Consider the following 20,539-nt stretch of genomic DNA (forward strand, 5'->3'; position numbering starts at 1 on the left):
ACGACAGGTCAAAATCAGCGCGACGTTGCGGCTCAGAGCCGTTCGGCCACGCGGATCTTGGCAGATCGGGCCCGGGGGTTGCGTTGCACCTCATCGGCGCGCGCGACCAGCGGTTTTCGAGTGAGAACCTTGAGATGCGGCACGTGCCCGCACACGCACACCGGGATATCCGGCGGGCATATGCAGCCCTGGCTCTGCTCGTGGAAGATGTGCTTCACGATGCGATCCTCGAGCGAGTGGTACGAGATGACGCAGATGCGCCCTCCCGGATTCACCCAGCGAACCGCCGCCTCAAGGCCCCGCTCCAGCACATCGAGCTCGTGGTTGACCTCGATGCGGATGGCTTGGAAGCTCTTGCGGGCGGGATGCCCTCCATGGCGGCGCGCCGCGGCGGGTATGCCCGCTTTGACCGCCTCCACCAGGTCACCCGTCGTGCGGAGCGGCTCCGTCGCGCGGCGGCGCACGATCTGGCGTGCGATCTGCGCGGCATAGCGCTCCTCCCCGTACACGCGTAGAATCCGGGCGAGGTCAGCTTCGTTATAGGTGTTTACGACCTCTGCTGCGTTTAGGGTGTTGTTACCCGGATCCATCCGCATATCAAGCGGGGCGTCCTCGTGGTACGAGAAGCCCCTTCCAGGGATATCGAGCTGCGGGCTCGAGACGCCCAGGTCGAACAGGAAGCCATCCACCCCGGGAACCTGCGCCGAGCACAAAAGCTCGTCGAGGTCTCCGAAGTTGCCCTTGAGGAGCTTGCGCGGCGTGCCGGGCGCTTCCGCGTCCAGGCGCCTGCCGGCAGCCTCGAGGGCCATGTCATCCTGGTCGATGCCGATCAGAAGGCCCGTCTTCCCCACCGCCGCGGCCATCTTCACGGAATGGCCGGCGCCGCCGAGGGTGCAATCGCACACAACGGAACCCTCGCTCAGATCGAGCTGCTCGAGCACTTCTGCGAGCATGACAGGTTCATGCCGAAACTCGGTTTTCAACGTTCCCGCGGCCGTCTGCGTATCCACCATGAGCACCCCTTAGCTGAAGAACAGATCCATGAGCTCTGCCTCGGTCTCCGCCTGCGTCTGGTTCCAGGTCTCGCGATCCCAGATCTCCAGATGGTCGGTGTTACCGATCACCGTCACCTCGCGGTCGAGATGCTTCTTGGAGCGATAGCTCTCGGGCAAGGCGATGCGGTTGGCGGAGTCGATCTCCGCCGGCGTGGCCATCGAGTTGAGCACGCGCATGAGCTTCTGATCGTCCAGGTTGCGGCGATCGAAGCCACGCTCCTGCTTCTCGAACAGGCTCATGACCCATGCCTCGTAGCGGTCCTCAGGGAACACGTACACGGCCTCGACATCGGGGGCTGGCAGGATGCGCACGCGGCTCGGGAGGTCGTCGCGGAGGGCAGCGGGCAGGGATAGACGGCCTTTTGCATCGAGATTGCGCTCGAACGATCCGGTCAGTATCACTGCTGCGCCCCTCCTCTCGGCTACTCGGTGGGCTTTGTGCGCGGGGAGCCACCCCGCTTGTCGACGGCTCTATCTTAATGGCCTGAAGCCCCCTCTCGCAACATTTTTTCCCACTTTCTCCCCCACCGGTTCCCACCGACCCACCGACGTACCTGACCGCCCGACAAACGCACTGCCGCCCAAACACAAGATGTTGTGTTTGGGCGGCGGGAATTCACCACCTATCGTTGTCGATGGGGCGAACTATAACCTTCAAGTTGAGATTGAACCGTTTTTTGATGGACCGAACCGCTTTGTGTCGGATTAAAGAATGCGCAGGTAGATGCGGTGGGAGAAAATGGGAGACCACTGAGCTGGGCATCTGTTGCACCGCGAGCGAATACGATGGCGGCGCGATATCTATATATGGGGTCAAAACGCCTCGGATTGCGCTCTGACCACTTCAATCTACGGTCACTGCAGCGCGGTGGGGCGCGGTGGGAGACGCGCACAACGGTGCGGTGGGGAGCGTGACAGTTAGGACGGGTCCCAGTGTCATGCTCCTCCCCCTACGCGCGGTACATGACAGCTAGGACGGGTCCCAGTGTCACGTTTCTCCCCTTACGCGCGGGGATGCGCCGCGAGATAGACCTCGCGCAGCTGGGTGCGGTCGATATGCGTGTAGATCTGCGTGGTGGCGATGCTCGCATGGCCCAAGATCTCCTGCAGCACGCGCAGGTCGGCCCCGCCGGCGAGCATGTGCGTGGCAAAAGAGTGGCGCAGCGTGTGGGGATGCAGGCCCTCGATGCCCACCGTCCTGCCGTAGCGCTCGACGATCGCATGGAGCGACTGGCGGCTGATCCGCGTGCCGTGGGCGTTCAGGAACACCGCCGGCGACATGCCGGAGCGCGCGTGCGACGCCAGGCCCATGCGGGCGCCCTCCAGATACGACGCGAGCGCATCGAGCGCCGTCCCCATGATGGGGACGAGCCGCTCCTTGGACCCCTTGCCGAACACCCGCAGGTAGCCGTCGTCGAGATAGAGGTCGCCCGTGTCGAGGCCCGTAAGCTCGCTCGCGCGCAGGCCGCAGCCGTACAGGACCTCGAGCATGGCGCGATCGCGCGCGCCGGCGTCCGTCGGCGGGAACGGCTGGTCGAGCAGAGCTCCCACCTGGTCGATGGACAGGCAGTCGGGCAGGCGCTCCTCCTGGCGGCTGAAACGCACCGATGCGGTCGGATGCTCCTCGCTCACGCCCTCGCGCACCAAGAAGCGGTGGAGGCCCTTCACGGCCGAAAGCGAGCGGTTGATCGACGACGACGCATAGCCCTCCTCGCGCCGGGCGGCGATGAAGTCCTCCACGTCGGCGCGCGTCACGCCATCGAGGTCCTCCACGCCGCACCCGGAGAGAAACGCCCGGTAGGCGGAAAGGTCGCGGCGGTAGGCCTCGAGCGTGTTGCGGGAGTAGCCCCGCTCGACCGCAAGGTAGCTCATATACTCTTCGCACGCGCGCTCGAGCGCCGTCATCGCCGCCATGGCACTAGCAATCCACGGGATTGGTGGGGTTCACCTCGGTGCGCGCGACGCCCTCGTTCTGGGCGATCGCCGCACGCACGAACTCGCGGAACAGAGGCTGGGGCTTGGTGGGACGGCTCTTGAACTCGGGATGCGCCTGTGTGGCGACAAACCACGGATGGGTCTCACGCGGCAGCTCGACCATCTCGACCAGTCCCCCATCGGGGCTCGTGCCCGAAACGACCAGGCCCGCGCGCTCGAGCTCATCGCGATAGGCGTTGTTGAACTCGTAGCGGTGGCGGTGGCGCTCGAAGACGAGGTCCTCGCCGTACGCCTCGCGCGCGAGCGAGCCCTCCGCCAGCTTGCACGGATAGGCGCCCAGGCGCATGGTGCCGCCCTTCTCGGTCACGTTTTCCTGCGAGTCCATGAGGTCAATCACCGAATGCGGGCCCTCGGGATCGAACTCCGAGGAGCTCGCGCCCTCAAGCCCCGCGACATCGCGGGCGAACTCGCAGACCGCCACCTGCATGCCCAGGCACAGGCCCAGATACGGGATGTTGTGCTCGCGCGCATAACGGGCGGCGCAGATCTTGCCGTCGAAGGCGCGTTTGCCGAAACCGCCGGGTACCAAGATGCCCGAGGCGTCTGCCAGCATCTCGTCGACATTGCTCTCGTCGAGGCTCTCGCCGTCGACGAGCTGCACGTCCATATGGCGGTCGAAGAAGATGCCCGAGTGGTGCAGGGCCTCGATGACCGACAGGTAGGCATCGGGCAGCTGGGTGTACTTGCCCACCACGGCAACCTTCACCCGGTCGGTATGGCGGTTGGCGTGATCCTGCTTGTCCAGGAAGGCGTACCAGTCCTCCATATGGCGCTCGCGCGGCTCGAGGCCCAGGCGCTCGCAGACGCGCAGGTCGAAGTCCTGCTCGGCGAGCAGGCGCGGCACGTCGTAGATCGAGGCGCAGTCCTCGTTGGTGAATACGCAGTCCACGTCCACGTCGGTGAAGCTCGCGATCTTGGCACGGATCGCATCGTCGATCTTGTGGTCGCTGCGCAGGACGATGATATCGGGCTGGATGCCGAAGCTGCGCAGCTCCTTTACGGAGTGCTGCGTGGGCTTGGTCTTGACCTCGTGGGCCGCGGCGATATAGGGAACGAGGCTCACGTGGATGTAGCAGACGTTCTCCGGGCCGGCGTCCTTGCGGTACTGGCGGATGGCCTCGACGAAGGGCTGGCTCTCGATGTCGCCGATCGTGCCGCCGAGCTCGGTGATGACCACGTCGGCGCCCGTCTGTTCCTCGAGTTTGCGGAACTTGTCCTTGATGGCGTTCGTGACGTGCGGAATCACCTGCACGGTGCCGCCGAGGAAGTCGCCGTGGCGCTCGCGGGCGATCAGGCCCTGGTAGATGGCGCCCGTGGTGAAATTGGAGTTGCGCGTGAGGTTCTCGTCGATGAAGCGCTCATAGTGGCCGAGGTCCAGATCGGACTCGTAACCGTCCTCGGTGACGAACACCTCGCCGTGCTGGAACGGGCTCATCGTGCCCGGATCCACGTTCAGGTACGGATCCGCCTTCTGCATGGTGACCTTGTATCCACGGCTTTTGAGCAGGCGGCCGAGCGACGCGGCCGTGATGCCCTTGCCGAGTGAGGATACGACGCCACCGGTAACGAAAACATGTTTGGTCATTGTGTTGTACCTGAGCTTTCCCGTCGAAGTTCCTAGTCTTCACGGGTCTTCATTGTACAACTCGCGCTTCGGCGCCCCGCCGTTTCATATTCTCGTAACAATTCTCGAAACGCTTGCCGTTTGCGCGCTCGACGCGAGAGGTGCGATCTATACGCGCTCGCGCGCCCGCGTCGAGAGGTATACATGCCGTTTTCAGCGTTTCCATTCGGTTTCGCCGGCACATCACGCCTCGAAGCCGACCGCGAACGGCAAAAACGTCTGGCAGGAGCGCCCAAAAGACGGCAGCTACTCGACGGACACTCCAAGATTCGCTGAAAACGGGCTTCATAACTGGAATGACGTATAAAACTGTGTATAAAAGCTCTCATTTTTCGCCGCCCCATGAATCACGTTGCCGCGCTTGCCTTCCCCGAGCGGCACAGCGCGCTTGACCGAAGGCGATGGCCCGAAAAATGGCAGATGCCGTCGAACCGTGCTATGTTGATATCGTTTCAATTGCACATAAGGGGGTCGGAAATTGGCGGCAGAAACACCGAGTTCAGTTATGTATGCCGATTTTCGAGGCTTCGGGGGTATCGCCCATCGCGATGCCGCCCTGGTTCTGCTCGACGGCAAGATTTCCATCGGCGGGAAAACCATCGAGGAGCGCATCGGCGACCGCACGTTTCTGTCGCGCGAGGTCGTCCATGCCCGCCCCTCCTCCATCCCCTCCAAGCTCTTCTCCGACTTCACCGTCAGCGCCAAGACGATGGCCGCCCGCCTCATCGCGGCACGCGGCGGCAGGCAGGCGGGCTGCTCTGAGGTGATCGCGCACTATCGCGGCACCGCCGCCACCATCATGCGCGATGCGCTCGACGCCTGCGGCATCGACCCCATGCCCTACGGCAACGCGGTGCGCAAGGTGATGTCGCTCCACCTTGAGCGCGAATCCGACCGTGCGCTCCTTCTCGTCATGCTCTTCCTCGTGACCGGCTGCCTTGCCGATCCCGCCCGGGCCATCGAGACCGTCGGGGCCTTCGCCGAAAGCGAGCTGTCCGCTTCGCTCGATACCCTGGTTGCCGACGAGGCCGCGCACGGCGCGCCCGCCGGCCGCCCCGCCGAGCACCGCCTCGGCCTGGTGCGCATCGTCGACGGCGCGTTCCGACCGCCTATCCGCGAGCTGTCGTGCAAACCCGAGGGCACCGTTATCGGTTGCCTGCCCGATGGGGCCGACTGCATCGCCGACGTCGACGCCGATGTGTCCCGCCGGCATGCGCGCGTCTGGCGAGAGGGCGACCGCTGGTTCGTGCGCGACCTCGCCTCGACCAACGGGACGTGCGTCATCTCGGGAGCCGATAGGACGTCTCGCCACGTGGATGGCGACGAGCACGCAGAGCCCTTCGAGATCCGCAACAGCGACATCCTCTGCCTCGGCGCCACCACGCGCTTCCTCGTCATGCGTCTGAGCGGCTGATCTGCTGCCCTGTTGCGCAACAGAGTGACACCCTCCGCACCGTACAATCGGCCCAACGACCTGTGGACCCCACCCGAAAAGGCAGACACGACCATGGCACAGCATTCCATCCGGCCCCAGCAGCTCATCGAGTTCTCGACGTTCGACACCGCTTTCGCCGTGGCCCCGAGCGACGAGGACCAGACGCGCCGCCGCTATATGACGCTGCTGGTCGATGGGCAGGTCGCTCCGCGCCGCGGCGCCTCGAGCACCGTCTACCGCGTGAGCAACACCGAGTGCGCCGCGTTCGCCCTGAAAGTGCTCAAGACCGACGACCTCGAGACCGAGGAGCGCGAGCGCGTGCTGCCCGTGCGCACCCGCACGTTTCTGGAGGAATACCGTGCGCAGACCGTCGTGTCGCATCTCGCGGGCTTCCCCAAGCTCTACGGCTACGGCATGATCGACGACGTCCCCGCCATCCTCATGGAGTGGATCGAGGGCTTCACCCTGAACGAGGCGACCCCGCAGCTCCCCGCCGACATCTACGGGCGCATCGACGCGCGCGCCATCGCGGGCATCGGGCGCGCCGTGCTCACGCCCCTCATCGCGGCACGCACGCTCGACGAGCGCTTCATCCACCGCGACCTCTCGCCCAAAAACATCATGCTGCGCTGCGACCGCACCCCGCTCGAGGAGCAGGTGGCCACGAACCGCTTCGACATCTGCCTCGTCGACATGGGCAGCGCCACCGCCGTGGCGGCGGACTCCTCCCTCACCATGCTGACCAACATCTGGCGCGCGGGCACCCCCGACTACGCCCCGCCCGAGATGCTCACGAGCGACGAGCCGGCGCTGGTGGAGCTGCGCTCGTCGTCGGCCATCGACGTCTACGCCCTGTGCGGCATCCTGTACGAGCTCTACGCCCAGACGACCCCCTACGGGCGCGGCATGTCGCTGGCCGCCTCCCCCTACCGCGTGAAGATGGACAACGACCCCCTGCCGCTCGCGCCGCGCAGCGACGCCGACCGCGGCCTGACCGACGCGATCATGGCGGGCCTCGCCCGCGAGCAGCAGGAGCGCATCTCGGCGGAGGAGCTCGACGCGCGCCTCGCCTCCTGGCTCGACGGGAGCGCCCCCGTATCCGACGGGAACGAAGACGGCCCTGTGGGCGCCGACAGGTCGCAGGCACCCGCGGCTGCCGTCGCGGGCGACAGGGCGGCGCGCGCCGCCGCGGATGCGGAGCCCGAGCCCGCGGCGGAACCGCCGGCGCGGCCCGTGCCCTCCATCTCGCGGCGCAGCTTCATCGCGGGCGCCCTGTGCGGCGCGGGGCTTCTCGGCGCGGGTGCCGCCGCCGTGTACACGAAGGGCTTCGGGCTTCTCGCCCCGCGCACGCTGAACAGCTACACCTGGCGCGAGCTCGCCGACATCTCGGCCGAGATCTCGGCGGCCGAGACCCCCACCGACGCCATCGCCATCGCGAACGGCTACGGCCTCGTGGGAGCTGACGGCACCATCGACGGCAGCATGTGCAAGGACCTCCAGTTCGACGGCATCCCCCACCACGTGCAGCTCGTGGGCATCAACCACGACGAGCTCGCCGACGGCTCCGGATACGCCGGCCTCACGTTCATGTTCACCGAGATCGTGAGCACCAAACCCATGAGCGACAAGGCCTATGCCGACGGCGGATGGGAGGCGAGCGACATGCGCGCCTACCTCAACAGCAACTTCATCGAGAAGCTCCCCGCCGACCTCGCCGAGCTCATCGTGCCGGTCACGAAGTACACGAACAACACGGGCGGCACCGAGGACCCCTCCGCCGTCACCCCCACCGAGGAGCGGGTGTGGCTGTTCAGCTACTGCGAGCTCGCCGGCGAGCGGGCGCGCCTGACCTTCAACGAGGGCTACCGGTTCCTGGCCGACATCCTGAACGCCGAGGGAAGCCAGTACGACTACTTCGAGCAGCTCGGCGTCATGCCGCAGTCCGCCGCCGAACCCCTCGTGAGGAACAACGAGGACGAGCCCGACTACTGGTGGCTACGCAGCGCGAGCCCCGATGTCTCGCTGGCAGACGGCATCGTGACGTTCAACCGCGTGGGCCCGAACGGCGACCCCTTCCACTTCGCCACCGCCTGCACCGACACCTCCGGCATCCTGCCCGGGTTCTGCATCTAGCGGCGGGAGTTCGAAAGCAAGGGCCGGCGCCCAGAGATCATCTCTCTGGGCGCCGGCCCTGTTCTTCAGCGCTTGACGAAGGGAGAGACGACTCGCGCCGTCTCTCCCTTCGTAAACGAAAGGGGCTTAGTCGTTACTCGGCATCCTCTGCCTGGCGATACATTACCGCAGCCATCTGGGCTCGGGTGAGGTCGCCCAGCGGATCGAGCTTGCCGGTGTCGGAGTAGCCCTGAAGCAGGCCCGTGGACACCGCCCAGTCGACCGCAGAATCGGCCCAGTCGGACGTATCGGAAGCATCGGGGAACTCGGGCGCGTCGCCCTCTGCCGCCGGCTCGCCCGCGGTGCGCCAGAACACCACTGCCAGCTGCTCGCGGGTAAGGATGTCATCTGGGCCGAAGGCGGCACAGTCGGAGTAGCCCGTCATGATTCCCTCAGCCTTGGCCCATGCAATCGCGTCGGCATACCAAGCGGTAGAGTCGACATCGGTGTAAGCAGCGATAGCAGCAAGGTCGGCGTCAGAGACCTCGGGGCAGCCCGCGGCCTTGTAGAGCGTGGAGGCAAGCTGTGCGCGAGTGAGCGCGTCGTCGGGACCGAACTTGCCGGCGCCCTCATAGCCGGTCATGATGCCGTTCTCAACAGCCCAGTCGACGACGTCGTGATACCACGCACCGACCTTAACGTCGGAGAGACTGTGGCTCGGGCAGGCTTCGCCGCCGTCGCACACGAACTCAGCCTCGACGGTCACGGGACCGTCCGGCATCTCGAAGGTCCAAGTGCCATCCTTCTCGCCCGGCTTGACCTCGATGGCCTTACCGTCCTCATCGGTAACCGAGACGGACCAAGCGAGCTTGCCCTCGTCTGCCGTCGCCGTCACGGTAACGGTGTCGCCCTTCTCAGCACGCTCGGGATCAACCTTGATCTTGCCGCCGTCGACCTCGGTGATGGTGACTTCGGATCCCTCGGGTTCGGGTTTGGGAGTAGGCGGCACGTAGTTCTTCGTCCACTGCGCGGTAAGGGCAACGTCGGCGGTAACCGTGTAAGCTGCGCCGGCATCGTACACAGTGCCGTCAGGGGCTTTCCAGCCGTTGAAGGTATAGCCGGGGCGCGTAGGAGCGGGGAGCTTAAGCGTCGATTTGCTGTCGAGGTTCAGCTCGTGCTTTTTGCTGTCATAGGCGTAGTCGAGCGTTACCTTAACCTGAGTGGTTTCCCCGGCGTCCTCTGCGCTCAGGTCCTTTACGACATCGCCAGGCTTTGCGGCTGCGAGAGCCTGCTCAACCGTTTCGTAGTAGCTGTACATACCATCAGAGCTATGCAGCTCAGCATTCAAGCTGTCAACAACATAGTTCTTAACAGACGAACTAAACGAGCCGCCAGAAATGAACCCTGCGCCATTCTTTACATCGTCCTCATACGTCCCACTATAAGCAGCGTTCGTGCCACCGTTTATGGCGACGAACTCTCCCCCCTTGATTGCCAAGTTAATCACATCAAGCTTAGGATTGTTTTCGGGCGTACTCTCATAAAACGCCGTGTAGCCAGAAACGTTTCCGCCCGTAATGGTCACATCGAGCGGCAACTTGGTCGTATGCTGGGCAACAGCAAGACCAGCACCTGAAGTGGTGCTGCCATTTCCGTTAGGCAAAACTTGCGTAGGAATACTGGTGCCCACAATGGAACCAGCAGACATGGTCAGCTTTCCGGCACGGATTTCCATGCCGGTGCTGCCAGACACGCTTGCGCCATTGATAATCCACTCACCGTAACCTGCGGCATAAATGCCGTTGCCAACAGAGGTAATCGTGGCAGTTTCTCCAAGCGTGAACTTGGGAACGTAGCCCTCCGTTGGCTTAATAGTTCCCTGAAGATAGATTCCGTGACCACCGGCACCTGAAGTGTCCTCCACGGAATTGATATGGCCATTGAGTGTCACCACAACGCCGTAGGCAACTTTGTCCTCGTTGTAGTCAACAAAAATCCCGCTCCAGCCTTCAAGCGTTACATTCTTGCCGATTGTGACAACGCTGTAGTCTGCAACATTCGTTTTGGCGCCCTCAATCATAATGGGACCGTAGTAGGGATGTCCCTCCGCAACGGTTCCATCACCTTTGATTTCAAGCTTTCCGTGCTTTACATAGAAATAGGAATCGTAGTCGAACGTGACGTCATGACCTGCAAGATCAACTTCGATCGACTTGCCATTGTCAATTGTTATGCGAGAGACGCACGTCGCATCAGCTAGAAGAGTTACGGTATCTCCGTTGCTCGCCTCAGCAACTGCCTTCTCGAGAGTTGCGTAGCTCTGGTTTCCGACAGAAGCTATAGCTTCCGGCGCTTTGGAAATTGTCCATTCACCAGTCTCATTCTTAACTGCAGTAACGGATTCAGCAAGCCAATCCTTTTGAGGTTGCTCTTCAAAAGTGCCGCCTGAAACCACAATTGTTGGCTCAGCATTCGAGCTGGACGCGATAGTCTTCTTGGTCTGATCGCTCAGCACGATGGACTTAAAGCTGCCGTTGCCGAGCACGTTAATCTCTGCGTTTTCCAGACTATTCGTGTCGTAAACAATCGATCCTTGAATGTCTCCATAGAAGTCACCGTCGAACGACACAGATACATTGGGATAGGCCGACGCCCATCCATGGCAAACATCAAAAGCGATAGCGTTAGGCTCTGACATCACGATGTTCGTGTTGCCTTTGAATACCGCTTCTCCGTTATTGAAGCTCAAAGCATAATCTTGTCCACCAACTTGATGCGTTGCGTCGAACGTCATGTTCTCAAACGTCACATCGCAGTAAGAGTTGATGATGCGCTTGATATTATCAGCATTAGGAGCAATGTTTATCGTACCGTTTTTAAAAACTATGTTAGAGTCTTTAAGTAGCTGAAAGCCCTGCGTTTCCGTTCCTGCCGAGCCAGCACCCGGCCCCGAAAGCGTGTATGTATGGCCTCCGAAATCAATCACGAAGTTTTTACCACTTGGGACTGAAATGCCTTCGGCATTAGGAACGTCAGCAGTGAGCTCAATCGTTTCGTGATCCTTAACATCTTTAATGGCTTCTTTCAATGTCGCATAGGTCTTTTCGCCTATTTTCGCGACATTTGTAGCCTCGGGTGTCTGCCCGGCAGTGGCCTCGGCTGGCGTCTCCACCGGCTCTGCCAAAGCAACAGCGGGTGCAACGCCGAGCGTTAGAGCCAGGCCGAGACCGGCGGTCACGGCCAAGCGGGACGCTCCGCCCAACTCGAATCTACTCATATTCTGTTCAACTCCTTATATCCGACCCGGAGTCGATGCCTTTTGACATCGTAATATCGAATTATAAGGAGTTGCTCCCTCCTCGTCAATGATTTATGAGTTTTTACTGTGTTTAGATTGCGTTAAGCGGATTCTGTGGTATACATTATTTCTTTACAGACGACGTCGCAAAACCTTGCCGGTTGGGCGTTCCCGGCAACCCATCAAACGCAACAAGCCACACTCGGTGTTGTCACTGGGCCGATCTGATGCCACTTTGGTGTTTCCGCAGATCATCAGGCATACCACGCTGCTTCTGTCACCAATTCAATCAGATTACAACTCGATAGCACGGCCGGCCGATGTTCGCTTTGACAAACCCCTCTGAACATTCGCGAAATCGTTCAGCGGGATGTGTGCCTAGTATTCAGGAGTTCTCCCGTTTACAGCAACGCCGCAGGTAGGCTGCTTAACGAAAGTCAGCCTTATAAAGGCTCTTAGCGTGCCAAACTGCCCATTTTGTGTCATCGGCCTCTCCCCCGCCCCTCCCGGATGCTGAATTTGAATTTGAAATACATGGTGCTGGCTGGCCTATCTCCCAACTATGGGTATGAAATGGAATAACTGTCCCATGAAGGAGAATTCTCTATAACCATACTTCCGATGAAAGAACTGAAGGACACCGCCGGCATCACCCGGCGGTGCGAGGAAGAAAACGAGCCCATCCACATCACCAAGAACGGCTATGACTGCTTGGTGGTGATGACTTCCAAGACGTTCGAGAAGTACGACCGCGCCCTGAAGCAGGCGGCGCAGCGCGAACTAGACAGGCAACGTTACTTCGATGAGCCTGTTTCTGATATAGAGGCCGGTTTTGAAGACATCGCTGCGGGACGAACCGCCGATGCATTCGAATCCCTTGCGGCGCTGAGGGAAAAGCACGGCCTATAGCATCCATCACACCGCGCGGTTCAACAAGCAGCTCGAAGGCACGGTCGAATACCTGTTGCATACCCTCTGCAGCCCTCAGGCGGCAAAATCGCTTCTCAACGAATACGAATGAGCGCTCCATATTCGGAATACGCACGCGGCCTCCCGTCCTGCTTGGACGGGAGGCCGCCGAACTCATAGGGCGCCGTCGTCTCGCGGGGCGACAGACGCCCCCGTACCGACAGGAGCGCTCGTGATTATCCCTCGGCCAGCGCGCCGGCATCGACGGCGTTCAGCATCATGGCCGCCATCTCGGCACGCGTGATGTCGCGTACGGCATCGAGCGTGCGCGTGCCGTCCTCGCCCTCGACGCCGTTGATCACGCCGGCCTCGACCGCCCAGGCGACGGCCGGGCGCGCCCAATCGGACACGCCGTCGCCGTCCACATAGCCATCGAGCACCGAGGTGTCCTGTTCGGAGAGGTCGGCTCCGGCCGCGTTGGCGATGATGCAGGCGAACTGCTCGCGCGTGAGCGGATCGCCCACGCCGAACTTGTCGGAGCCGTCGTACCCGTTGATGAGCTCGCTCGCAACGACCCAGTTGACCGCGTTGGAGTACCACTCGTCCTGGACGACATCGGAGCGGTCGACAGCCGGCGCGTCCGTGGCGCCCTCGCCCAGCGCGTTCCACATGACCATGGCGGCCTGCTCGCGCAAGAGCTTGTGCTCGGGGCCGAACGTGCCGTCGCCGTAGCCGCCCATGAAGCCGAGCCCGGTCACGCGGATGACTTCGTCGTGGTACCAAGCGTCTGCCGGCACGTCGGTATACGGCTCATCGACCGGCACGGCGTACGCCTTGATGGAGGGGTTGTCGATATCGATGACGCCGCCCAGCGCCCCCGACGTCTCCTCGGCCGCGTCGGACCAGTCCACCCAATCACCCTTGGCCATCATGAAGCTCTCGCCGTCGTTCACGACGCCCTTGAAATATCCCGGCACCTGCAGCTGGATGGCATCGTGGGTCGCCGTGGCGAGCCACTCTTCCTTCGTGGCGAGGTAGGCGTCGACCTCCTCGTCAGAAGCGTCAGGATGCTCCGCGCGGTACTCCGTCACCAGCTGATTGACGAGCTGGCTCCTCAGGGCATGCGTGGACTCCTCCTGCTGCTCCAGCTGGCTGATGGCCAGGTCCCGGTAGGCGTCGTTGAATGCGGCCTGCGCGAGGATGTAATAGCCGTCGGGGCCCTGCATGGTCACGACCACCGAGAAGCGCTCGCCCTCATCGAAGTGCAGCTTGGCTCGGTCGGCTTCGGGAATCGTGGCCAGATGGTATCCACCGAACTCATAGGTCTCCTCGAGCGTCAGCGCCAGTTCGCCATCGGTGGGGTCGGCGGCATCGTCGGCAAGGCGGTACACCTCGTAGGTCACCTTGGTCTGCGGCGTGGAGGTCTCGCACGAAAGGCTCGTCAGGTCCTGCGGCTCGGCGGCGGTGAACACGTTTGCCGCGCTCGCCTTGTCGTCATAGGGCAGGGCGTTCGCCTGCTCCGTCGGCAGGTAATCGTACTGGTTGACGATATACTGACCGTTTTGGTCCGTCTCGCGCCCGGTCAAGTCGAAGTCGAAGGCCTCGACCGTCACGATGGACTGGTCGTAATACGACAGGTAGAAATAGCCGTTGTCACCCCATGCGAACTTGTTGGGGAACTCCCCGTCCGCAGAGCCCCAGCTGTTCTTGACGATCCATGCGCCATCGGCGGGAGGCTGGTGCCCCGCGTTGAAGTTCTCCTTGGAATAGGAGTCATCCCAGCCCACGATGGTCACCATGTGGTTAAGCGAAGCCGGCTCATAGGTGTAATGCGCCCAGGTATCGGTGTTGATGTAGGTGTTCTCCGATGCCTGGCCGGGCATGGACTGATCGCCATGGAAGCTGACGGCCAGGGCGCGCCCCGCGAGAATCTGCTCCTTCATCGCGGTCGTGGCCAGCTCGTTGTACGTATACGTATAGGAGGTGCCATCGCTGCTCAGCGTCGCGGGCGAGGGCAGGATGAACGACTCCTCGAGCGCGGCGACGGATGTGCCCCTCAGGCTCTCGGCAAGCGACCAGGTGCCCTGATCGGACCAGAACACGCCGCTCGGGTCCACAATCCCCTCGTCGTTTTGGTACGGCGCGTCCGATTCGAGCACCGGACCGATGCCGCTCGAGAACAGAGACGTCGCATACGTCGAGTATCCGCTCCTGTTGTATGTGGCGTTTTCCAGCGGGTACCCCAAGAGGTCCTCCGCCAGGGTGGGGTCATAGAGCGCGTCCGCCTCGGTCAGCGCGTTGTAGCCGCCCTCGCCGCCCTGGTTGTCGTAGTTGTCGTCGCCCACGGGAATATGGTTGGACGTGAAGTAGGCCAGATGGCGCTCGGAGAGGTCAAACCCGGTATCGGCGTACGTCTGGCCGGCCTCGGACAGGATGCTCGTCTCGGATGCCGCGATCGCCCCGAAGCCCCAGCACGTCCCCCAGGGATTCTGGAACTTGACGGGCGTCACCACGCCGAGGTCGCGCAGGTCGTACCTGGAGGGCAGAGCGTCTTTGGCCGTCTGCAGGCGGATGGTATCGGCGTTCGCGCTGAAGCTGTAGGCCTCGTTCGTCCTTGCCGCAAGCTCGCGGTCCACGTCGAGCCCCAGCGCGGGCTGGGCCGTCACGCCGAGCGCCGCCGTGGCGACGCCCAGCGCAAGCGCACCACGCAGGATCACAGAACGGGTATGTTCCTTCCAATAGCTGACCGGATGCATCATGCTGGCAATCCTTCCTCTCAACCAAGCAGCAGCCCAGATGGAAACACGATCTTCCCATCTTAGCAAACGGTTGTCATCGGAATGAAAAGCGAGCCTGTCGGTCGCATATCCGCTCCGAACGGCGCGTCGGACACGGCGATGCGGCAGCGCGACCAAGGATGGGTTGAAACGAACCCGTCCCCAAACATCCCAAAAAAACGCTCCGGCACGCAAGCGCGCCGGAGCGTCATGTCACCATAGAACAGAGCGCCCTTAGCGGTGATACATCCCGGCGCGCTCGTATTTGGGCTCGCAGCACACGTTGATGCCGAGCTTGCGGTAGAGCTCCTCGTCGGTGGCGGAGATGATCACCGAGAAGAACGCGTCGCAGCCGCGCAGCTTCTTCAGCCCCTCGAGCACGCGCGCGGCCACCTCGCTCGTAGCCGAGGTGATGGACAGCGCGATGAGCGTCTCGTCGGAATGCAGACGCGGGTTCACGCTGCCCAGACGGCGGGTCTTGAGGCGCTGGATGGGCTCGATGGCGTCATCGGAGATGACCTCGAGCTCCATGTCCACGCCCGTCACGGCCTTGAGGGCGTTCATGAGCAGCGAGCTGGCCGCGCCCAGGCGCGCGGAAGTCTTGCCCGTCACGACGGAGCCGTCGGGCATCACCATGGCGCCCGCAGGGGAGCCGGTGGTCTGCTCCTTCAGCAACGCAGCGGAGCGGGCGGGCGAGAAGTCCTTGTCCACCCCCGCCTTCTTCATGATGCTCTTCAGGCGCGCGACCTGCTCGGCGCCGGCGCCGGTGCGCTTAACCTGCTCGGCAGCCGTGAAGTAGCGGCGAACGATCTCCATCTTGGCCGCCTCGCGGCAGGCCTCGTCGTCCACGATGGCATAGCCCGCCATATTGACGCCCATATCCGTGGGGCTCTGGTAGGGGCTCTCGCCCATGATCTTCTCCATGAGCGACTTGACCACAGGGAACGCCTCGACGTCACGGTTGTAGTTGACGGTCGTCTTGCCGTAGGCCTCCAGGTGGAAGGGGTCGATGATGTTGGAGTCGTCCAGATCGACCGTGGCGGCCTCGTAGGCGATGTTCACCGGATGCGAAAGCGGGAGGTTCCAGATGGGGAACGTCTCGAACTTGGCGTAGCCGGCGTCGACGCCGCGCTTGTGCTCGTGATAGAGCTGCGACAGGCAGGTGGCGAGCTTGCCCGAACCGGGGCCGGGGGCGGTCACGACCACCAGCGGACGGGAAGTCTCGATGTAGTCGTTCTTGCCATAACCCTCATCGGACACCACGAGGTCGATGTCGTGCGGATAGCCCTCGATAGGATAGTGCAGGTAGCACGTGATGCCCAGCGACTCGAGGCGGCGGCGGAACGCATCGGCTGCGCCCTGGCCCGCGTACTGGGTGAGCACCACGGAGCTCACGAGGAACCCGTAGCTGCGGAAGATATCGGTCAGGCGTAGCACGTCCTCGTCGTAGGTGATGCCGAGGTCGCTGCGGGCACGGTTTTTCTCGATGTCGCCCGCATTGATGGCGATAACGATCTCGACGTCGTCGGAGAGGCTCTTCAGCATGCGGAACTTGCTGTCGGGCTCGAAGCCGGGAAGCACGCGGCTCGCATGGTAGTCGTCGAACAGCTTGCCGCCGAACTCGAGGTAGAGCTTGCCGCCGAACTGGGCGATGCGCTCCTTGATGTGCTCGGCTTGCAGGCTGATGTACTTATCGTTATCGAATCCCTTGCGCATGGGGCAAAGCTCCTCCCGTGCGGCTCGCGGCCGCAGATCGCCTATCGACCCGACAAGTATAGTCGAGCGCCGCGCCGCGGGCGGGACGAAGCAGATGGCGCCCATAGGTTTTCCGGCATATCGGCGGAAGACGGCGCCGGGCGCCGGGCGGGTACCCTCCTCACGCCATGGGGCATGGGTCGTGCCGCTGAACATGCGCGCTCGCCATGAGGTGCAGGTGGCCTCAAGCCGACAATCAAGGGGACCTTGGCAGAAATTGCAGCCTGAGCATTTTAGAGACCCCCTGTTCTCCGGCTCAGGGCGCTCTGCGACCACCAAAAGAGGGCATTCCGCGCCCTCTGAGGGCGCATTGCCAGCTCAACAGGGGGTCCATCAAGTGCTCAGGCTGCAATTTCTGCCACAGCGCGCCTCTACAGCTCCGCAATGCCGCAGAAAGCGCCCGCTCCGGCGTGGTTAGTCCGCTCTCCCCTATCGATCGAACTCGTGCAGCGCCTCGCCAAGCAACCTCAGACCCTCACGCAGCACCTCTGGCTGAGCGCAGTAGCCGAGGCGCGCGCCGCAGGGCAGCCCGAAGCGGCTGCCGGGCACCAGCAGCACACCGCGCTCGTCAAGAAGACGCAGGCAGAAGGCCTCGTCATCCTCGGGGATATCGAAGCGCACATACGACGTCGACACGCCTCGCGGTTCCACCCAGCTGGCACGCGGCTGATCGGCAATCCATGCGCGAACGATCTCGCGGTTGCCGGTCACGATAGCGCGGTTGCGCGCGAGCACCTGCTCTCGGTGCGACAGCACATAGGTGGCGAGCAGGTCGTTTATCACGCCTCCCGAGATCATCGTGTAGTCGCGATAGGTTCGGATGGCATCCGACACCTTCGCATCGGCGATAACCCAACCGATGCGCGCCGCAGGCAGCGAGTAGGTCTTGGACACCGAGTTCGTCACGATCGCACGGTCGTATACATCGACCATCGAGGTGAAGGAAACTCCGTCCTCGAGCGGCAGGTAGACTTCATCGCTCAACACGTAGGCGCCGACGGATGCCGCGATCTCGGCGATCCGGCGAAGCATCTGCTCGTCGAGCACGGTGCCCGTGGGGTTCGCGGCGTTGTTGATGCAGATGATCCGCGTGTCGGGCCTCACCATACGCTCCAGCTCGGTGATATCGGGCATCCACCCCAGCTCCTCGCGCAGCTCCCAGTGCTCCACTCGGGCCCCGAGCGTGCGCGGAATCTCGTAGAGCGGCGCATACGTGGGCCACTCGGCGATCACGTGGTCGCCCGGGCGCACGACGGCCATGAGCGCGTTGAGGTTCGCGCCCGTGCAGCCGTTGGTCTGAAGGATGCGACCCGGATCGATCTCGGTCGCGTAAAGCTTCTGCACCTCGGATTTGAAGGCGGGCGACCCCTCGATCCAGCCGTAGTTCATCTTCTCGGAGGCAAGCTGCTCGCGCAGCGTCGTGCCGCACTTACCGTCGAGGCCGAGCAGCTCGTCCATGGTCAGGGAGGCGATCGTCGACTGCGCGATATCCCAGATCGCATCGCGCTCGTGGACATTCAGCCACTCCTCGACTCCGATGGTTGCGATGTCCATGTCGCCCGTCCTCTCTACGTGCTCGCAAACGCATCCAGCGCCAGCGTATCACCACTGCGGGTTACCCGCCTCCGACCAAAACGGCCTTTTGGTACCAGATAGTCGGCATCGCTCCCCGCACGGGGCCCAAAACGGCCGCCTGGTACCAAACGGCCAGTGCTACGGACACAGCGAAAACCGGCATCCGCAGCACCACAGACCGAAACGAAAGCGCCCCCCTCCGCGCACGGAACGGAAGGGGGCAGAAAGGTAGGGTCCTCACCGGCTCGATCGAAGCCGGCTAGACGTCTGTTGAGGCGCCAAGGATCCTTGAGGTCTACAGGATGACCAGCGCGATCGTCACGATGACCGCAGACACGACCGAGAGCACCACGATGAGCTTCATGGCGAACTTGAGCCAGGTGGTCCACTCGATACGTGCCAGGGCCAGGCCGCCCATGATGGCGCCGGAGGTCGGGGTGAACAGGTTCACGACACCGATGGCGCTCGAGAAGATCATGACCATAACCTCAGGCGAGAAGCCGAGCTGTGCGGCCAGCGGGCCCATGATCGGCATGGACACGGTGGCCATACCGGAGGTCGACGGGATGAGGAAGGACAGGCCGAAGTAGAGCAGCCAGGCAAGCGGCGCGAACAGGACGCCGGACACGCCGGCCAGGGCGTTGGCGGCCGCGTTCAGCACGTACTGGTCGAGGCCGGTGGAGGCCATGAGGACGGAGATGCCACGGGAGAGCGCGATGATCAGCACGACGCTCATCATGTCGGCGGCGCCGGCGATGAACGTGTTGACGATCTGCTTCTCGGACAGGCCGCCCACGATGCCGATGATGATGGCCATCACGAAGAACCACGTGGAGGCCTCATCGAAGTACCACTGACCGATGGGCAGGCCGGTGATGAAGGCGGACCAACCTTGAGCGGTCTGGACCTCGCCCTCGGCGACGCCCTCGACGGAACCCTCGACGGTGGTCGCGGTGCCGTTGGCGTCATCGTATGCGGCAACGAGATCGTCGGTGGTAACAGGGGTCTCGACGACCTCATACTGGGCGCCCGCGTCGAAGAAGTTGGCAACGCCCTCGTTGAGGTCGGCGATGGGAATGAAGCCGGCGATCATGACGACGAACGTGAAGGCGAAGATACCCAGGCAGGCCTTCTGACGGCCGGTGAGGGTAACCTCCTTGGCGGCCTCGGCGGCAGCTGCGCCGTGGGCCTCCTCGGCGTTCTTGAGCTCCTGCATCGACAGGATGGTCGAGCCCTTGTCGGCCTTTACCTTCTTGGCGTAGCCCATCACGAAGACGATGGAGATCGCGGTCGTGACGATCCACAGCACGGCGCCCAGGCCGATGATGATCGTCTGGTTGACCTCGATGCCCACGCCGCGCAGGGAGTCGACGGCGGCGCCGACGGCAAACGGGTTGACCGTGGAGCCGAGGCAGCCGCAGCCAGCGCCCAGAAGGACGGTGGCGGCGCCGACCATCGGGTCGAAGCCGGCGGCCATCATGGTGGCGGCGAGCAGCGCATAGAACGGGACGGTCTCCTCGCACATGCCGTACGTGGTTCCGCCGAGGGAGAAGATGATCATCAGGACGGGGATGATCATGAGCTCGTTGCCCTTGAGCTTTTGGACGAGCGCGGCGATGCCGTTATCCAGCGCGCCGGTCTCGGTCATCATGCCGAGGAAGCCGCCCAGGATCATAACGAACAGGCAGACGGGCAAAGCGTCGGCGAAGCCCTTGACGGGAGCGGTGAAGAAGTCGCTCGCGTTCGCAGGGGTCACCTGGTCGGGAGCCATGTTGCCCACGATGACCGTGATGATGGCAACGATAGCCAGCAATAGCAGAAGAATGGTAAATGACGAGAGCATACCGCGCTTTTTCTTGGTGGTCTCAGCCATTGTGCTCATCCCCCTTTCATAAACGAAGATTCAGCTCCGCAAATCCGCCCGCCGTGCCGTGCTCTGTTTTCGGACGGGGATGCGGATGGCAGCCGAACAGCCCCGGCGAAGCCGGGCGCCACGTGCGCGGC

Annotated in this window: 12 protein-coding genes; 3 read left to right on the plus strand and 9 right to left on the minus strand. The window is 62.9% G+C overall.

The features are described 5' to 3' along the window. Positions 1-32: 32 nt before the first annotated feature. The 4 genes from rsmH to H6A16_RS03705 form a co-directional block, all read right to left on the minus strand. Entirely contained in the window at positions 33-1,013 is a 981-nt protein-coding gene (rsmH, locus tag H6A16_RS03690; RefSeq protein ID WP_204616242.1) for a 16S rRNA (cytosine(1402)-N(4))-methyltransferase RsmH, read from the minus strand. A 9-nt stretch (positions 1,014-1,022) separates the two neighbouring features. Continuing rightward, complete coding sequence (locus tag H6A16_RS03695; protein ID WP_204616244.1) at positions 1,023-1,457, minus strand: division/cell wall cluster transcriptional repressor MraZ; 435 nt, start codon at positions 1,455-1,457, stop codon at positions 1,023-1,025. 600 nt (positions 1,458-2,057) lie between these two features. After that, positions 2,058-2,960 carry a site-specific tyrosine recombinase XerD gene (gene xerD / locus H6A16_RS03700; protein ID WP_204616480.1) on the minus strand — a complete coding sequence of 301 codons (903 nt, stop codon included), beginning with the start codon at positions 2,958-2,960 and terminating at the stop codon, positions 2,058-2,060. A gap of 13 nt (positions 2,961-2,973) precedes the next feature. Further along, a complete protein-coding gene (locus tag H6A16_RS03705; RefSeq protein ID WP_204616246.1) occupies positions 2,974-4,635 on the minus strand; it encodes a CTP synthase in 1,662 nt (553 codons plus the stop codon). A 544-nt stretch (positions 4,636-5,179) separates the two neighbouring features. Between H6A16_RS03705 and H6A16_RS03710 the strand changes: the two genes are divergently transcribed. Both H6A16_RS03710 and H6A16_RS03715 read left to right on the plus strand, forming a co-directional pair. After that, on the plus strand, positions 5,180-6,088 hold the full coding sequence (locus tag H6A16_RS03710; RefSeq protein ID WP_204616249.1) for an FHA domain-containing protein: 909 nt from the start codon (positions 5,180-5,182) through the stop codon (positions 6,086-6,088). Positions 6,089-6,181: 93 nt separating this feature from the next. Next, on the plus strand, positions 6,182-8,242 hold the full coding sequence (locus H6A16_RS03715; protein WP_204616251.1) for a protein kinase domain-containing protein: 2,061 nt from the start codon (positions 6,182-6,184) through the stop codon (positions 8,240-8,242). A gap of 133 nt (positions 8,243-8,375) precedes the next feature. On the opposite strand, the gene H6A16_RS03720 is transcribed toward H6A16_RS03715, so the two are convergent. Then, a complete protein-coding gene (locus tag H6A16_RS03720; RefSeq protein WP_342589713.1) occupies positions 8,376-11,459 on the minus strand; it encodes an S-layer homology domain-containing protein in 3,084 nt (1,027 codons plus the stop codon). Positions 11,460-12,140: 681 nt separating this feature from the next. Between H6A16_RS03720 and H6A16_RS03725 the strand changes: the two genes are divergently transcribed. Beyond that, positions 12,141-12,428, plus strand: coding sequence for a hypothetical protein (locus H6A16_RS03725; RefSeq protein WP_204616256.1), 288 nt, complete (start codon positions 12,141-12,143; stop codon positions 12,426-12,428). A 236-nt stretch (positions 12,429-12,664) separates the two neighbouring features. On the opposite strand, the gene H6A16_RS03730 is transcribed toward H6A16_RS03725, so the two are convergent. The 4 genes from H6A16_RS03730 to H6A16_RS03745 form a co-directional block, all read right to left on the minus strand. Next, entirely contained in the window at positions 12,665-15,187 is a 2,523-nt protein-coding gene (locus H6A16_RS03730) for an S-layer homology domain-containing protein (RefSeq protein WP_204616258.1), read from the minus strand. 252 nt (positions 15,188-15,439) lie between these two features. Beyond that, positions 15,440-16,921 (minus strand): DUF1846 domain-containing protein, encoded by a 1,482-nt coding sequence (locus H6A16_RS03735; RefSeq protein WP_204616260.1) that lies wholly within the window; start codon positions 16,919-16,921, stop codon positions 15,440-15,442. A 468-nt stretch (positions 16,922-17,389) separates the two neighbouring features. Continuing rightward, positions 17,390-18,514, minus strand: a complete 1,125-nt coding sequence (locus H6A16_RS03740; protein WP_204616262.1) for an aminotransferase — start codon at positions 18,512-18,514, stop codon at positions 17,390-17,392. 316 nt (positions 18,515-18,830) lie between these two features. Then, a complete protein-coding gene (locus H6A16_RS03745) occupies positions 18,831-20,408 on the minus strand; it encodes a YfcC family protein (protein ID WP_204616265.1) in 1,578 nt (525 codons plus the stop codon). Positions 20,409-20,539: the final 131 nt, after the last annotated feature.

This window comes from Collinsella tanakaei (assembly GCF_016900375.1).
Lineage (GTDB): Bacteria > Actinomycetota > Coriobacteriia > Coriobacteriales > Coriobacteriaceae > Collinsella.

Bases quoted from the DNA above. Each gene is read 5' to 3' on its own strand.
- H6A16_RS03710 (WP_204616249.1), top strand. From the start codon at position 5,180: ATGTATGCCGATTTTCGAGGCTTCGGGGGTATCGCCCATCGCGATGCC.
- H6A16_RS03735 (WP_204616260.1), bottom strand. From the start codon at position 16,921: ATGCGCAAGGGATTCGATAACGATAAGTACATCAGCCTGCAAGCCGAG.
- H6A16_RS03745 (WP_204616265.1), bottom strand. From the start codon at position 20,408: ATGGCTGAGACCACCAAGAAAAAGCGCGGTATGCTCTCGTCATTTACC.
- H6A16_RS03725 (WP_204616256.1), top strand. From the start codon at position 12,141: ATGAAAGAACTGAAGGACACCGCCGGCATCACCCGGCGGTGCGAGGAA.
- xerD (WP_204616480.1), bottom strand. From the start codon at position 2,960: ATGACGGCGCTCGAGCGCGCGTGCGAAGAGTATATGAGCTACCTTGCG.
- H6A16_RS03730 (WP_204616258.1), bottom strand. From the start codon at position 15,187: ATGATGCATCCGGTCAGCTATTGGAAGGAACATACCCGTTCTGTGATC.
- H6A16_RS03740 (WP_204616262.1), bottom strand. From the start codon at position 18,514: ATGGACATCGCAACCATCGGAGTCGAGGAGTGGCTGAATGTCCACGAG.
- H6A16_RS03705 (WP_204616246.1), bottom strand. From the start codon at position 4,635: ATGACCAAACATGTTTTCGTTACCGGTGGCGTCGTATCCTCACTCGGC.
- H6A16_RS03715 (WP_204616251.1), top strand. From the start codon at position 6,182: ATGGCACAGCATTCCATCCGGCCCCAGCAGCTCATCGAGTTCTCGACG.
- rsmH (WP_204616242.1), bottom strand. From the start codon at position 1,013: ATGGTGGATACGCAGACGGCCGCGGGAACGTTGAAAACCGAGTTTCGG.